This is a genomic window from Arthrobacter sp. TJ-270 (assembly GCF_058269075.1).
In genome coordinates, this window is the sequence record NZ_JBZCNB010000006.1 from 137,827 (window position 1) to 151,620 (window position 13,794).

The 13,794-nt window shown below is 64.3% G+C and carries 14 protein-coding genes; 5 read left to right on the forward strand and 9 right to left on the reverse strand.

The genetic code is table 11. The annotated features are described in order from the left end of the window. Positions 1-2 precede the first annotated feature (2 nt). From AC4D2M_RS12515 to AC4D2M_RS12535, 5 genes are all read right to left on the reverse strand, one after another. Positions 3-1,637, reverse strand: coding sequence for a GMC family oxidoreductase (locus tag AC4D2M_RS12515; RefSeq protein ID WP_490892213.1), 1,635 nt, complete (start codon positions 1,635-1,637; stop codon positions 3-5). Continuing rightward, entirely contained in the window at positions 1,638-3,155 is a 1,518-nt protein-coding gene (locus tag AC4D2M_RS12520) for an aldehyde dehydrogenase family protein (protein ID WP_490892214.1), read from the reverse strand. A 98-nt stretch (positions 3,156-3,253) separates the two neighbouring features. Next, the gene (locus AC4D2M_RS12525; RefSeq protein WP_490892215.1) at positions 3,254-3,880 is read right to left on the reverse strand and encodes a TetR/AcrR family transcriptional regulator; all 627 of its coding nucleotides are present in this window, start codon (positions 3,878-3,880) and stop codon (positions 3,254-3,256) included. 46 nt (positions 3,881-3,926) lie between these two features. Continuing rightward, the gene (locus tag AC4D2M_RS12530; RefSeq protein WP_490892216.1) at positions 3,927-4,634 is read right to left on the reverse strand and encodes a hypothetical protein; all 708 of its coding nucleotides are present in this window, start codon (positions 4,632-4,634) and stop codon (positions 3,927-3,929) included. A 72-nt stretch (positions 4,635-4,706) separates the two neighbouring features. Continuing rightward, the gene (locus AC4D2M_RS12535) at positions 4,707-7,955 is read right to left on the reverse strand and encodes a DEAD/DEAH box helicase (protein WP_490892217.1); all 3,249 of its coding nucleotides are present in this window, start codon (positions 7,953-7,955) and stop codon (positions 4,707-4,709) included. Between the two features lie 38 nt (positions 7,956-7,993). On the opposite strand from AC4D2M_RS12535, the gene AC4D2M_RS12540 reads away from it, so the two are divergent. Beyond that, entirely contained in the window at positions 7,994-8,518 is a 525-nt protein-coding gene (locus AC4D2M_RS12540; RefSeq protein WP_490892218.1) for a DUF488 domain-containing protein, read from the forward strand. Here AC4D2M_RS12540 and AC4D2M_RS12545 read toward each other — a convergent pair. Further along, the gene (locus tag AC4D2M_RS12545) at positions 8,515-9,003 is read right to left on the reverse strand and encodes a MarR family winged helix-turn-helix transcriptional regulator (RefSeq protein WP_490892219.1); all 489 of its coding nucleotides are present in this window, start codon (positions 9,001-9,003) and stop codon (positions 8,515-8,517) included. The two genes, AC4D2M_RS12540 and AC4D2M_RS12545, sit on opposite strands and share 4 nt — an antisense overlap. A 46-nt stretch (positions 9,004-9,049) precedes the next feature. Here AC4D2M_RS12545 and AC4D2M_RS12550 point away from each other — a divergent pair, with 46 nt between their 5' ends. After that, positions 9,050-9,970: an EamA family transporter gene (locus tag AC4D2M_RS12550; RefSeq protein WP_490892220.1), complete on the forward strand. Its 921-nt coding sequence runs from the start codon at positions 9,050-9,052 to the stop codon at positions 9,968-9,970. A 37-nt stretch (positions 9,971-10,007) separates the two neighbouring features. Further along, positions 10,008-10,466: a DUF3817 domain-containing protein gene (locus AC4D2M_RS12555; protein ID WP_490892221.1), complete on the forward strand. Its 459-nt coding sequence runs from the start codon at positions 10,008-10,010 to the stop codon at positions 10,464-10,466. Positions 10,467-10,476: 10 nt separating this feature from the next. Here the strand turns inward: AC4D2M_RS12555 and AC4D2M_RS12560 are convergent, their stop codons facing one another. Further along, complete coding sequence (locus AC4D2M_RS12560; RefSeq protein WP_490892222.1) at positions 10,477-11,826, reverse strand: DUF2254 domain-containing protein; 1,350 nt, start codon at positions 11,824-11,826, stop codon at positions 10,477-10,479. 69 nt (positions 11,827-11,895) lie between these two features. Between AC4D2M_RS12560 and AC4D2M_RS12565 the strand changes: the two genes are divergently transcribed. After that, on the forward strand, positions 11,896-12,192 hold the full coding sequence (locus AC4D2M_RS12565; RefSeq protein ID WP_490892223.1) for a hypothetical protein: 297 nt from the start codon (positions 11,896-11,898) through the stop codon (positions 12,190-12,192). A gap of 3 nt (positions 12,193-12,195) precedes the next feature. Here AC4D2M_RS12565 and AC4D2M_RS12570 read toward each other — a convergent pair whose 3' ends face one another. Together AC4D2M_RS12570 and AC4D2M_RS12575 are read right to left on the reverse strand one after the other, a co-directional pair. Then, positions 12,196-12,699, reverse strand: coding sequence for a MarR family winged helix-turn-helix transcriptional regulator (locus AC4D2M_RS12570; protein ID WP_490892224.1), 504 nt, complete (start codon positions 12,697-12,699; stop codon positions 12,196-12,198). A 41-nt stretch (positions 12,700-12,740) separates the two neighbouring features. Continuing rightward, positions 12,741-13,247, reverse strand: coding sequence for a MarR family winged helix-turn-helix transcriptional regulator (locus AC4D2M_RS12575; RefSeq protein WP_490892225.1), 507 nt, complete (start codon positions 13,245-13,247; stop codon positions 12,741-12,743). Between the two features lie 187 nt (positions 13,248-13,434). Between AC4D2M_RS12575 and AC4D2M_RS12580 the strand changes: the two genes are divergently transcribed. Beyond that, positions 13,435-13,770 (forward strand): hypothetical protein, encoded by a 336-nt coding sequence (locus tag AC4D2M_RS12580; protein ID WP_490892226.1) that lies wholly within the window; start codon positions 13,435-13,437, stop codon positions 13,768-13,770. The last annotated feature ends 24 nt before the right edge of the window (positions 13,771-13,794 follow it).

Consider the following 13,794-nt stretch of genomic DNA (forward strand, 5'->3'; position numbering starts at 1 on the left):
AGTCAGGCCAGGGCCGCGCTGAGCTCCGCCTCCGCCGTTTCGCCGTTTCGACTGGCGCGGATGAGGTCCGCGCAGCGCTCTCCAATCATCATGACGGTGATGTTGGGGTTCACGGTGACGTGTTCGGGCATAACAGAGGCGTCGGCGACGCGGAGTCCGGTGACACCCTTGACCCGCAGTTCCGGGTCGAGCGGCGACATCTCGTCCTCGGCCGGCCCCATACGGACGGTGCCGACGGGGTGGTAGACGGTGTTGTGTGTCTTGCGGATGTAGTCCTGCAGTTCCTCGTCGGTCTGCGCTTCGATACCGGGCGAAAGCTCCCGGCCGGTCCATTCGACCATTGCAGGCTGGGCGGCGATTTCGCGGGCCTTGCGGATACCGGAGACCATGACGCGCATGTCGTGGCCCTCCGGATCAGTGAAGTACCGCGGATCCACCATCGGCTTGTCGCGGAAGTCCCGGCTGCGCAGCCGGACGGTGCCGCGGGAACGGGCGTGAGTGACGTTCGGGGTGAGGCTGAAGCCGTTCTCCGTGGTCGGGTACCCGTACCGCAGGGTGTTCATGTCGAACGGGACCGAGCCGTAGTGCATCATCAGGTCCGGGCGGTCCAGGCCTTCCTCGGTGGGTGTGAAGATGCCGATTTCCCACCACTGCGTCGAGGTCTGTGCCATCGGCTGCTTGGCCTCGAACTGCACGACGCCTTCAGGGTGGTCCTGCAGGTGCTCGCCGACGCCGGGGGAGTCCGCCAGAACCTCGATGCCGTGCCCGGCGAGGTGCGCGGCGGGGCCGATGCCGGAGAGCATGAGCAGCTTCGGCGAGTCGATCGCCCCGGTGGACAGCACCACCTCGCCACGCGCGGAGAGCCGGTGAGTCCGGCCGAACGCCGAATCCACAACATCGACGCCGGTGCAGCGCTTGTCCGCATCGAACACCAGTTGGCGGGCGCGCAGGCCGGTCAACAGGGTGAAGTTCTCACGCTCGATGATCGGGTGGATGTAGGAGACCGAACTGGAGGATCGGGTGCCGTCTGCACGGCGGTTGATCTGGAAGAAGCTCGCGCCGTTGATCACGGTGGTGCCGGTGTTGAACTTGGCACGGGGGATGCCGGCCTGCTCACAGGCATCCAGGAGTGCGACGCCGGTGGGGTCCGCCGGGGGCACATTCATCAAGTGCACGGGTCCTGAGTCGCCGTGGTGCGGCGCGTCCGGGCCGGCGTCGTCGTTGGTTTCCAGCCGCTGGTACAGCGGCCAGGCGGCCTCGGCGTTCCAGCCGGTGGCGCCGTACTTGGACTCCCACTCGTCCAGGTCTTCGCGCGGTGCCCAGAAGGCGATGCAGGAGTTGTGGCTGGAGCAGCCGCCCATGACCTTGGCGCGGGAGTGGCGCATGAAGGAGTTGCCGTTCTCCTGCGGTTCGATCGGGTAGTCCCAGTCGTAGCCGGATTCCAGCAGTTCCATCCAGCGGTCAAGCTGCAGTACTTCGGCTATCCCGCGGTCGTCCGGGCCGGCCTCCACCAGCGCCACGGACACGGCCGGGTCCTCGCTCAGCCGGGCGGCGACTGCGGCGCCGGCGGATCCGCCGCCGATGACGATGTAGTCGAACTCTCGGTCGTTGAGGTTCTCGACGTTGTCGATATGCATCTAGCTCTCCTTGCCGTGCTCAGCGAACCAGCCCGTCACCTGCGGGTTGGTGTTCTGGTAGATGTGCTTGGATTCCTGGTATTCGGCCAGGCCGGTCGGCCCGAGTTCGCGGCCGACGCCGGACTGGCCGAAGCCGCCCCACTCGGCCTGCGGGAGGTAGGGGTGGTAGTCGTTGATCCAGACGGTGCCGTGCCGCAGCCGGCCGGCCACACGCTGCGCCTTGCCGGCGTCCTGGGTCCAGACCGCCCCGGCCAGCCCGTAGATGGTGTCGTTGGCGGTCGCGACCGCTTCATCCTCGGTGCGGAAGGTCTCAACGGTCACTACCGGACCGAAGGCCTCATCGACGACGACGGACATCCCCTTCTGCACGCGGTCCAGGACGGTTGGCTGGTAGTAGAAACCTGCGTCGTACCGCTCTCCTTCAGGCGCCGCGCCACCGCACCGCAGCCGCGCGCCTTCCTCCACTCCGCGCTGGACATAGGTGTGTACCTTTTCGCGGTGGGCCGCGGAAATCAGCGGCCCGGTTTCGGCAGTTTCATCGAACGGGCCGCCGATGCTGATGCCTTCAGCGCGGCGGACCAGCTCATTGACGAAGCGCTCGGCGATCGATTCCTCGACCACCAGCCGCGCCCCGGCGGAGCAGACCTGCCCGGAGTGCACAAATGCGCCGTTCAGCGCATTGTCGACGGCGGCATCGAAGTCCGCGTCGGCGAAAATCACGTTGGGGTTCTTGCCGCCGAGCTCCAGCGCCACCTTCTTCACGGTGCCTGCGGCAGCCGCGGCAATGCGCTTGCCGGTTTCCAGCCCGCCGGTGAAGGAGACCAGGTCGACGTCGGGGTGTTCCGAGAGCGGTGCGCCCGCCTCCGCGCCGGCACCGGTGACGAGGTTGGCGACGCCGTCCGGCAGGCCCAGGTCCTGCAGCAGCTGCATGGTCAGGATGGCAGTGGACGGGGTCAGCTCGGAGGGCTTGAGGACGAAGGTGCAACCGGCGGCCAATGCGGGCGCTATCTTCCACGCCGCTTGAAGCAGGGGATAGTTCCAGGGCGTGATCAGGCCGCAGACACCGACCGGCTCGTAGACAATCCTGCTGACGACGGCGGGGTCCCCGGCGTCGACCACGCGGCCCGACTGTTGCCCGGCCAGCCTTCCGAAATATTCGAAGCAGGCGGCGATGTCGTCTATGTCTATCCGGCTTTCGATAATCCGTTTCCCGGTGTCCAGCGATTCGGCGCGGGCGAACTTCTCGCGGCGGTCACGCAGTTCCGCGGCTACCTTGAGGAGGAACGCGCCGCGCTCGGGCGCAGGGACCGCGGACCAGACGCCGGAGTCGAAGGCTGCACGGGCCGCAGCAATGGCGCGCTCGGCGTCTTCCCTGCCGGCCTCGGAGACCGTCGCGACCAGTTCGCCGTCGGCCGGGTTGCGAATTTCACGCACCGCGCTGGACGCGGCCGGCTCCCACGAGCCGTTAATGAACAGGGTGGATGCGGTATCCGTTTTGGACTGTGTGGCGTAGCTCATACAATTCAGATTAGGGGATATTGAACAAACGTTCAAGGGTAAATCTGAACGAATGTTCAATGACAGTCACAAAGCCGCTTCCGCGGATGCGGCAAGCTTTAGGACTCTTCGGGCTCGCCCAGACCGCGCTCGTTCTTGCGCGAAGGGGCGAAGGCGATGTCCTCCGTGTGGGCGATATTCCTCTGGATTGATGCCTTGTCCACGCCGAGGAGAGCAGTTAGCCACATGCCGTTCTGGACGACGACGATGTCCGCTGCCCGCTCCCTGCACTCATCGCGGGAGAGCTCGGGATTGGCATTGCCTATCAGAGTCGCGAGACCGTCGAGATACCGCTCGAACGCCTCCGCGTTGATCTGTGCAAAGTCCTCACTGGCCTGAGCGAGAGCCCAAAGGTGGAGGCGCAGAGACAAATATCGCGTGGTCAGAAGTTCGGCGCCCGCAACGCGCCGGAGAGACTTGCGGAGCTGTTCGTCCGGGGGCGAATCAGGGTCAGGCTCGACCAGCAGAAGGTCGTGCTCGTCGATCCGATGCAAGGCGGCACGGATCAGGCAGGACTTGTCTTCGTAGTAGTAGTTGACCAGCCCCAGAGCTACGCCGGCTTCGCGTGCCACGGCGCGCATGTTGACACCTGAGATGCCGTGGCGCGACAGCAGATCCATCGCCGCTTCGAGAATGCGCGACTGCCTGTCAATCTGTTCGCCGGATCTAACGGTGTCTGTACCCACTTGGCCAGACTATTGCGAAACCCGGATGAGTGCATCTCGCAACCAATTAGGGAAGGTCGCGGTCCGGCAATGCTGCCTCTGAGTGTCGATGCCGGTCTGTCCCCGGCCAGTCCAGCCAGTCGAGGGCCTCCTGCACGATGGGCCGGGGGACAGCGTGGGGTCCCTGAAACTCCCGGTAAGTGGTGTCATAGCCCTCTGCTCTGAGGGTGGGCACGAGCCGACGGCTGGTGCGGTCAATCGGCAGAACCCTGTCGGCGTCGCCATGCGAAACGAAAAGACGGGGTTCGCCGTTACGCGGTACGAGAGGAACGAAACCTGGTGAGAATGCCACGACGTTGGAGAACAGTTCCCCGTTGGCCAGGCCCAGTGCCAGCGCGTAGGAGGCCCCGTCGGAGAACCCTGCCACCGCGATGCGGCGCGGATCCACGGAAACCAGCGTGAAGATTTGTTCCAGGGCGCGGTTGATTACTCGGACATCAGGGCCGAAACCGCCGCGAACACCGTCCCAGGTGGAGTCCCGTGACGACGGCGCTGCCATCACGATCCCGCTCGTCTCACCAAGACCGCCCAGCAGGGAAAGTCCTCCCGCGGCTTCACCCCCGGCACCATGCAGCAGGACAATGAGCGGGGCTTGTTGCCCGGGCTTCAGGCCTGGCGGGATGTAGAGCAGCGCGTCCCGTGCACGTTCCAGGCCCAGAATCTGCTGCCCGGGAACCGGCGCACGGCTTGGTTCCCCTCGGGGCCTGGCACTCAAGAGAGCGGAAATCGATGATGCTTTCCGGGGACGGTCCATCTCTATGAGCCCTTCGGCCTCGATGCGTCGCGGCTACCCCGCGAGCAGTTCCTTGATGTCATCGGCCGTGAGCGCTGAGCTGAAGACGGCGTCGTCGTCCATGACCGAGCTGAACAGCTTGGCCTTCTGCTCCTTCAGCTTCATCACCTTCTCCTCGATGGTGTCCGCGGAGACCATCCGGTAAACCATTACGTTCTTGGTTTGGCCGATACGGTGGGTCCGGTCAACCGCCTGGGATTCACTGGCCGGGTTCCACCACGGGTCCAGCAGGAAGCAGTAGTCCGCTTCCGTCAGGTTGAGCCCGAAGCCGCCGGCCTTGAGGCTGATCAGGAACACGGGCGCGGTTCCGTTTTTGAAGGAATCGATGACCTCACCGCGCTTCCTGGTGGAACCGTCAAGGTACGCGAATTCAACTCCCTGCTGCTCCAGCCGAGCGGCCGCGAGCTTGAGGTAGGACGTGAACTGGCTGAACACCAGGGCGCGGTGGCCCTCAGCGAGGACGTCCTCCAGTTGCTCGAACAGGACGTCGAGCTTCGCCGACGGCACTCCCTCATACTCAGGCTCCACCAGCGAGGCATCGAGGCTGAGCATCCGCAGCAGGGTCAGGGACCGGAACACGATCATCCGGTTTCGGTCCAGGTCATCGATCAACCCGAGCAGTTTCTGGCGCTCGCGCTGCAGGTGCGTCTGGTAGATCTTCCGGTGGCGTGGATGGAGCTCGACGGATAGGACCTGCTCCTGCTTGGGCGGCAGGTCCGATGCGACGGCCTCCTTGGTGCGCCGCATCATCAGCGGTCGAATCCGGCGACGCAGCCGCTGCAGGCGCTCCGTACTGCCCTGCTTCTCGATCGGATTGCGGTACTCCTCCGTGAAAGCGCGCGACGACGGGAACAACCCCGGAGCGGTGATGTTGAACATCGCCCACAGCTCCATGAGGTTGTTCTCCATCGGGGTGCCCGTGATGGCCAGCTTGAACGGTGCGTCCAGGTCCTTGGCGCAGCGGTGGACCTTGGCCGCATGGTTCTTCACGAACTGCGCCTCATCCAGGATGAGCCCTGCCCATTCCTGCTTGCCGTAGGCATCATTGTCCAACCGGAACAGAGCATAGGACGTGATGACGACGTCGGCGCCATCCACCTGCTCGGCTACCGGCGTACCGCTCTTGGCCTGTGTGTCCGCGATTCCCCGCACCGTCAGACCTGGGGCGAACCGCTGCGCTTCAGCTATCCAGTTCGGCACCACGGAGGTGGGCGCAACAACGAGGAAGGGCCGCTGCTCGCCGTGGTTCTTCGCGTGCAGCAGCAGTGCGAGAGTCTGCAGGGTCTTGCCGAGGCCCATGTCATCGGCGAGAACGCCGCCGAGGCCGTGACTCCAAAGGAACGCGAGCCAGTTGAAGCCATCAATCTGGTAAGGACGCAGTGTGGCGTGGAGCCCTTCCGGGAGCGGAGTCTGTTCCACCTCGGTCAGTTCCAGCAGGCCGTTGACGGCCAATTGCCACGCCTGGGCCTGCTCCGTCTCCTCGGCCAGGTCTTCGAACTCGGCCCACAGGCCGGCCTGGTAACGGCTGATCCGCAGACCCGTTTGCCATTCATTGAGCATCCGGGCTTCATCGATGAGTTCACGGAGCTGATCGAAGATGGGCTGGTTGAGGGACAGGTAGCTGTTGTCCACCAGCTTGATCCGGTTGGCGCCCTTGGCCAGCGCGGTGAAGATGTGGTCGAACGGGATTTTCCGGCCCTGCACCGTGACGAGCACGCCAAGATCGAACCAATCGCGGTCTTCCGTGTCTACCGTGGTGATCAGGAGCTGCGGGGTTTCGGTGAGTTCCTCGAACGTCGGCTTGCTGCCCATCACGTCGACGCGCAACGAATCGAGGCGCTCCAGCCGGGGGAGGACCATCTCCGTAAAATCCACCATTTCCATGCCGGTGTAGACCCGCTCCCTCACCATGCGCCCGCCCAGGGCTTCCCGTGCAGCCTGCAGGGCGGCGGTTTCGGCTGCAGCGTCACGGTAGCCGCCGTCGTCGTCGGTGTTTTTCAGCGGTTTGCGGGTTTCGGTGTTGCCGGCCTGGTACGCCCAGTCCCAGGAAAGATCCAGTTGGTCCTCGTCGAAGGTGGCGGTGAGGACCAGGACCGGCGGGATGATTTCCGGGAAGATGACGGAGCCGTCGCTGCTGACCACCTCGATGGACTGGATGAGCCGGGGATAGAAGCCCGCGAGGAATTCCTGCTTCTCTGTCTCCGGGATGCGGACGGGCCGCGTGCGCTCGAGGAGTTCGCGGTTGTGGTCGGTGAGTTTGCGGGTGGTCGGTGCCAGCGTGATGGTGCCGTCCTCCGACGCGGTGTACACCCCGTGGTTGGAGATGACATGCGCCGAGTCCGGAGGGTGGTTCTCACCGTCGATGTTAATGGCCGGGCAGAGCTGGACGGCGCCGTCAACAGTGGTGGCATCGAGCAGCAGCACCGCTTGGGAAGCGAGCTGAACCGTCACGCTCTTTTTCGACCCGACGAAGGCGATTCCGAGCCGCTGCGCCTCCTGCAACAGTTGCCAGAGCAGGGGGTTGCTGAAATCGTCCAGGTACAGCCAGGAGTCATTATTGCCGAAGTAGGTGACGCCGGTTCCGCGGTGCAGCGCCGGGAACTGGGCGAACCAGCGGTGCTGATCGGGGTCCAGTTTCAGCCCGTACGTCTGGTAGCTGATGTTTCCCCACGCCAGATTGTTTTTGACCCAGTTGCCCTTCACGTTCCGGATGACCGGGCGGACGCCGAGCTTGAACCCGCGGTAGGCGCGCCGCTGGTCCCATTTGGCTCCCGTGGTGGGGCGCAGCTCGAACTGCAGGCCCAGGGCGGTGGGCGGAACGGCGGCCAGCGCGCCGTCGTCGTGCTCATGGTTTGAAAGCAAGCCCGAGAGCGATTCCTGCCAGCCCGCCGGGCGGGCAGGGGACGGTGGTGCCGTCAGCTCCTGATTGGCGCGCAGGTTCTCCATATTGGAACGGAGCGCGACGGCGGCAACATGCTTGCAGTCCAGCCCCACCGGACATGTGCACACACTGTCACGAAGGTGGTACCGGCCGTCACCCTTCCGGGCGAGATACAGCTGCGTGCGGTACGGCGCCGGTGAGCTGCCCATGACCCGCGCGTGCACGGTCTTGGACTCCGGTTCGAAGGTGAGTCCCTGCACCAGGGACTCCTTGGCATAGCCCTGCCCCCGCTGGAAAGCGGCGCCGCCCACCATGCGAATGATGTCCGCGACATCGATCATGGGATAAGGGGATTCGGGCATGAATTCATGCTCTCACGCACTCCTGACAGACTGGATCCATGCGGCTATTTACCGTCGGGCACGGGACAGCGGACCGGGACCAATTCGGCGCTTTGCTCCATGGCGCCGATGTCCAGGTGCTGGCGGATGTCCGCCGCTTCCCCGGCAGCCGCCGCAACCTCGACACCCGCAAGGAAGCCCTCGAGGAGTGGTTGCCGTCCGAGGGTATCGACTATGTGTGGCTTGAGGATCTGGGCGGGCGCCGTCGTCATGCTGCGGGTGAACCGGAAACGGACGGGTGGTGGCGGGTTGCGCAGTTCCGTGCCTATGCCGCCTATACCCGGACGAGCGAATTCGAGGCAGCACTGGCGGACCTGCGTGCCATTGCAGCGCAGCGTTCCACCGCGATCATGTGCAGCGAAAGCGTCTGGTGGCGTTGCCACCGGCGCATTGTTGCGGACGTGCTGGTCCTGCTCCATGGGTTCGAGGTCCATCACCTCATGCATGACGGCCGGTTGACGCAGCATGAGCCGTCCGCCGGCCGGGTTGCGGACGGCGCCGTGTACTGGGATGTGCAGGACTAATCGGCCAGCCCGGTCCCGAGTTTCTTCAGCAGTTTCGCGAGCGTGCGGAGTTCGTTCCCGGAGAGCGGGGCTAGCAATTCTTCTTCGGTGGCCAGGTGAGTCGGAAGGGTTGCATCGACGATTTCCCGTCCCTTCCCGGTGAGAGTCACTTCAGTCCCGCGTCCGTCGACACTGCTCTTCGCCCGCGTGATGAGCCCTCGTTCCTCGAGTCTGTTCAGGCGCTGCGCGACGGCGCTTGAGGTAATCATTGCGCTCGAGGCGAGGTCCTTGGGGCTGAGGGTGAAGGGGGTACCGCTCCGCCGCAGGGTGGCGAGAACGTCGAAGGATCCGGAGTCGAGCCCGTGCCGCGCGAAGTTCTCCTCGAGCCGGCGCTCCACCTGCTGGGAAGCGCGGGAGAGACGCCCGATGACGTGCATGGGGGAGACATCGAGATCCGGCCGTTCCCGTTGCCACTGCTGGACGATGTCATCGACATGGTCATTCATGGGTCCACTCTAGACAGTTTGCTAAGCACTTAGCTACAATTGCTAAGTGCTTAGCAAAATCGGTTGGACCTTAATTCTCACAGCCTTGGCGCCGATGGTGTGGGGCAGCACCTATCTGGTGACCGTCTCCCTGTTGCCACCGGGTCTTCCCTTGACCGCCACGGTGCTTCGGGCACTCCCGGCAGGACTGCTTCTCCTGCTGCTGGTCCGGCGGCTCCCGCGTGGCTCATGGTGGTGGAAGGCAATGGTGCTGGGTGGCCTGAACATCGGGGTGTTCTTCGCCCTGCTCTTCGTCGCGGCGTACCGGTTGCCCGGAGGGATTGCTGCCACCGTGGGCGCCGTGCAGCCGCTCATCGTGGCGGGATTGGCAACGTGGGTGCTCAAGGACCGGCTGCCGCTGAAAGTGGTGCTTTCGGGCATCATCGGAGCTGCCGGCGTCGCCCTCCTGGTTCTCCAGTCCCAGGCTCGCCTGGACGGTGTGGGGGTGCTGGCAGCACTCGGCGGTGCCGTGTCGATGGCCACCGGCGTCGTGCTCGCCAAGAAGTGGGGCAAGGCTGAAAAGCCGCTGACCATGACGGCCTGGCAATTGGTAGCCGGCGGACTCCTCCTGGTCCCACTGATGCTGGTGGTGGAAGGTCCGCCGCCGGCACTGTCCCCGGCGAACCTCGGCGGCTATCTCTACCTCTCGGTTGTCGGCACGGCGGTGGCCTACGTGCTGTGGTTCCGCGGCATCCAGCGCCTGCCCGTCACAGCGCCCTCGTTCCTGGGGCTGCTCAGTCCAGTGGTGGCCGCGCTCCTTGGCTGGCTGGCGCTCGGCGAGCAGCTGTCACTGCTGCAGGGGCTCGGCGGCCTTCTGGTCCTCGGATCCATTCTCGCGGTCAGTGTGCGTCCGCCGTTCACTCGACGGACACCGGCGCCGGGCGTTGGCCGGTCCGCTGTAGTCTGCGTCGGGCCGGCGCTGCGATAGATTTGAAGGACCGCACCCCCTTGACCAGGAGACACCCATGACCCCTCGTATCCTCTTCCGCAGCGTCGCCGTCGCGGAGGCGATCACGTGGGCCCTCCTCCTGGCGGGCATGTACCTGAAGTATGCGGCGCAAACCACGGATGTGCTTGTCTCCGTCGGCGGTGCGCTCCATGGTTTCGTGTTCCTCGCGTACCTGGTGAGCACCACATTTGTCTGGGTCAACCAGCGATGGAGCGCAGGTACGGGCGTTCTTGGACTGCTTGCAGGCGTGATTCCCTTCGCGACCGTTCTTTTTGACTGGCAGCTTGAGCGCCGCGGAAAACTCGACGGCGGATGGCGCCTCGCGGCCGGAAAGGAACGGCCGTCCGGTCCGGTCGAGAACCTGCAGGCGTGGGTGCTGCGCAACCCGCTCACAGCGGTGTTGGCGGCGATCGCAGGCGTCAGCGTTGTGTTTGCCGCGCTCCTGATCGCCGGTCCGCCTGTTCAGGTCGGCTGACGGGGCGGTGTCAGACAGCGAGCGCCCTGCACTCCTGGAGGAGTTCCTGCCTGTCCACGGGATCGAGTTGGCTACTGGAGAGGGCGCGGGTGACCCGCTGTCGCTGTTCCCGGATCTCCTCGCTGTACCGGCCTGAAGGATCGCTTTGGTCTGCCTCATCCAGTAGCTCCACCAGGCGGCGGGCGACGCGCGGATCATCCATGCCGTAGGTGCAGATCTGGGACACGACCAGCTCCAGCAGCACTCCAAAGGTCCGCCTCGGGAGGAACACCCGCACGCGTCCTTGGCTATCGTTCTTCACCCGGTGCCCCTGGCCCTCCCGGGCAAGCTTGGACAGGCCGGCCGAAAGGTGCCCCAGAGCGTGCACACAAGTCGTCGGATCGTTGACGCTGGGGGACATCGCCCGCACCGCCACGTCGAGAAGCTGCTGCATCGGGAAGCCGACATCCTGCACCGAGTTCCGTTCGAAACCGACTGTGATCGATTCTGTGACCGCGTGCCGGAGGCTTTCTTGCTCCTTCATACTCCAGGCGTTCACCGGGGTCCCATCAAGTCTCCAGGCATGCGCGAACGGGATTCCCTCGACAAGGAAAGTTCCCGGCGGCCCATAAAGGGCAATGATCGCGTCGAAGCGCTCGGCAACCTTCAGGAGCGACGGTTCGTTGGCCTGCACCATGAAGCCGGAGCTTCTTGCCTGGACATCCAGTGCACCGACCGGCGGATCGAGCTCGTGGTGGAACGCCTCAGAATCCGATCCCTCCTCGCCCACCATCGACAGGAAGTCGTCGCGAACATCCACAAGTATTCGTTCCACCCGCAGCTGCCGTGAAAGATGACCGAGGAAAAGGACGAGTCCAATGACAGTCGCCAGCGACGAAAGGAACGACAGCGTCACGGCGATTTCCGGCACGAACATCGCGGACTGCCCTATGTCGTCCCTGATTGTCCGCAGGACCGTCAGGGCGAAGGCGAAGGTTGCCAGGAAAAGGGCGAGGGTGTTGTGGACGAAACGGTCCCTCGTGAACGTGCGGAGCAACCGGGGTGAGTACTGGCTGCTGGCTAGTTGCAGCGTGACTACCGTCAGGGAGAAGGTGAGCGAAGTGACCGTAATGGTCGACGCGGCGATCGCTTCCATCAGCGAACGGGCAGCGGGCGCGCCTCCGCTGAACAGTAGCGCGGACAGGGCGGGTGGCATCTCGTCGTCGAGCTGGTGATCCAACCACGTCAGGAACTGGGCGAGCACCACAGAGACAGCCACCGCGGCAAGCGGCACGGGCCAGAGCTGCGTCCGCAGGTAGTCGCTGACCACCCGGGGAGTCAGGTTCGTTGCGATGTGCCGAGATGATTCACTGCGTCCCATGATTGAACACTAACAAGTCCAGGGTGTGTCGGCTTGCGCGGAAATAGCAAGCCTGCTTATCATTTCGGGGTGCTTCAAACTTCAACAAGTCCCCGGCCGATAGCTCGATACGATGGCGGATTCGGCATTGCTGAAGAGATAAGGGAGTCGGCCCGCCGGATCCGTGATCTGGAGCGGGTTCGAGCAGAGCTTGCGCGGACGCTGCTGGATGTTCAGCAAGCCTGTGAGACTGCCAAGGACCCCAACCACGCGCAACGACTGCTCTCTGCGGCCGTCGGAGATCTCGAGGAACTCGACGCCAGGTTGTTCGAGGCGCGCACCTTTCACTCTACTTCTGAGACGCCCGAAGGCCTGCTCGCAGTCTGATCCTTAGCCGGTGGTAAGGTCGTGTCCGCTCCGCTTATTATGCGGTTGGCCGCTGGAAATCATGCGCAGGCTGGGGCGGTGGTCACCCGGGTCAGCGATCCCGCCGAGGCCCCGGATGTGGGCGATCAGTTCCTGGCGCAGGGCGGCGTCTGATCCGTCCGGCGCCTGTGCCTGCGCGTCCAGCAGGGTCTGTGCCTTCCGCAGGGTAGCCTCGCCCGCCGGGGTGAGACTGACAATGAAGACGCGCCGGTCGTCGTCGCTCCGTGTCCTGAAAATCAGGCCACGGGTCTCCAGCCTTTCGAGAAGCTTTCCGGCGGTTTGCGCCTGAACCCGCAGTTCCCGTGCCAGCTCCACCTGGGTGATGGAACTGTTTCGGCCCAGGACTCGAAGCATCAGGAGCCCGGCGTGTGTTGTTCCCAGCTCGCGCAGTAGCTCGTTCTCGCGGTTAGCGCTGAGCCTGGCGGCCATATTGAGAAGCCGGTTTGTTGGCCACTGCGCGATATCCATGATGCTTGTCTCTTCCGGTCGCCGGGCGACGAATCCTGTGGCTAATGGTGCGGGGTGTCCTGCTGCTCCACGGCCTGCGTCATGCGTTGGAGGAAGCGGGTGACGTGGAGCGCCTCTTCGGGGCTGAGCGATTCAGCGACGTCGTGCATCCGCTGGTGCATCTCGCCGAGCGTCTCCCGCACTTCAATATCTGCGTTGCCGGTCGGAATGATCTCGACGGAACGCCGATCCGTAGGGTGCGGCCGACGGAGGAGGTGTCCGCTCGCAACGAGGCGGTCGATAAGCCCTGTCGTGGACGCGGTCGAGATCCTCAGCATGCGTGAAAGGTCCTTCGGGCTGATGCATTGGCCGGCCTTTTGAGCCCGCATGGCGTACCTGATGGCGAGAAGATCCGTTTCGTTCATTTTCATGGCGTCGCGCGTCCGGCGTCGCATTTCAGCTTCCGCTGCCCGGTAGACGCGCAGGGCATTCAGCACTTCAACGCTGCCGGGGTTCGCCTCGTCGGCGTACCAATAGCCTGCGCCGTCGGGGTTCACTGCGGGTTCCATAACGACTAGTTTATCGTCCGACTACAAGCTAGGTCACCTAGCTTTTCTCAAGGAGGACTTGAGAATTGAGGAGAATCTCAAGAATCACCGTGTATTGCCCGGGTTTCTCAACGTAGACAGGACGTTATAAGGTCGTATATAACTAGTTGAACTAGTTACTATTCTTCCTACTGAGATGGAGCAGCCGATGTCTACTGTCGCCCAGAAGCCGCCCGTGGCCCCGGCCCCCATTGCAGTGGCGAACCGCGTTCAGCTCGTCGACGAGTTGTGGATGGACGCAAGCTTCACTGACCCAGCGTTCGACGACGGCGCCTCCGACACTGAGCGGATCGTCGCAGCCGCCGGAGCGGTCGAGTCACTCGAGTGGGAACTGGACCGGGCTCAGAGCGCGCTCGCGTCAGCAGTCGAGCGAGCCGCATCCAATGGCTTGTCCGTCGAGAAGATCGCCGAGTCTGCCGGGCTGACCAAGGAAGACGTTGCCACTATGCTCTGGGCCGCTCGTTCCGAGCGCAGCCAACCGTGAGCGGCACAGGGAGCAGTTCCTCAC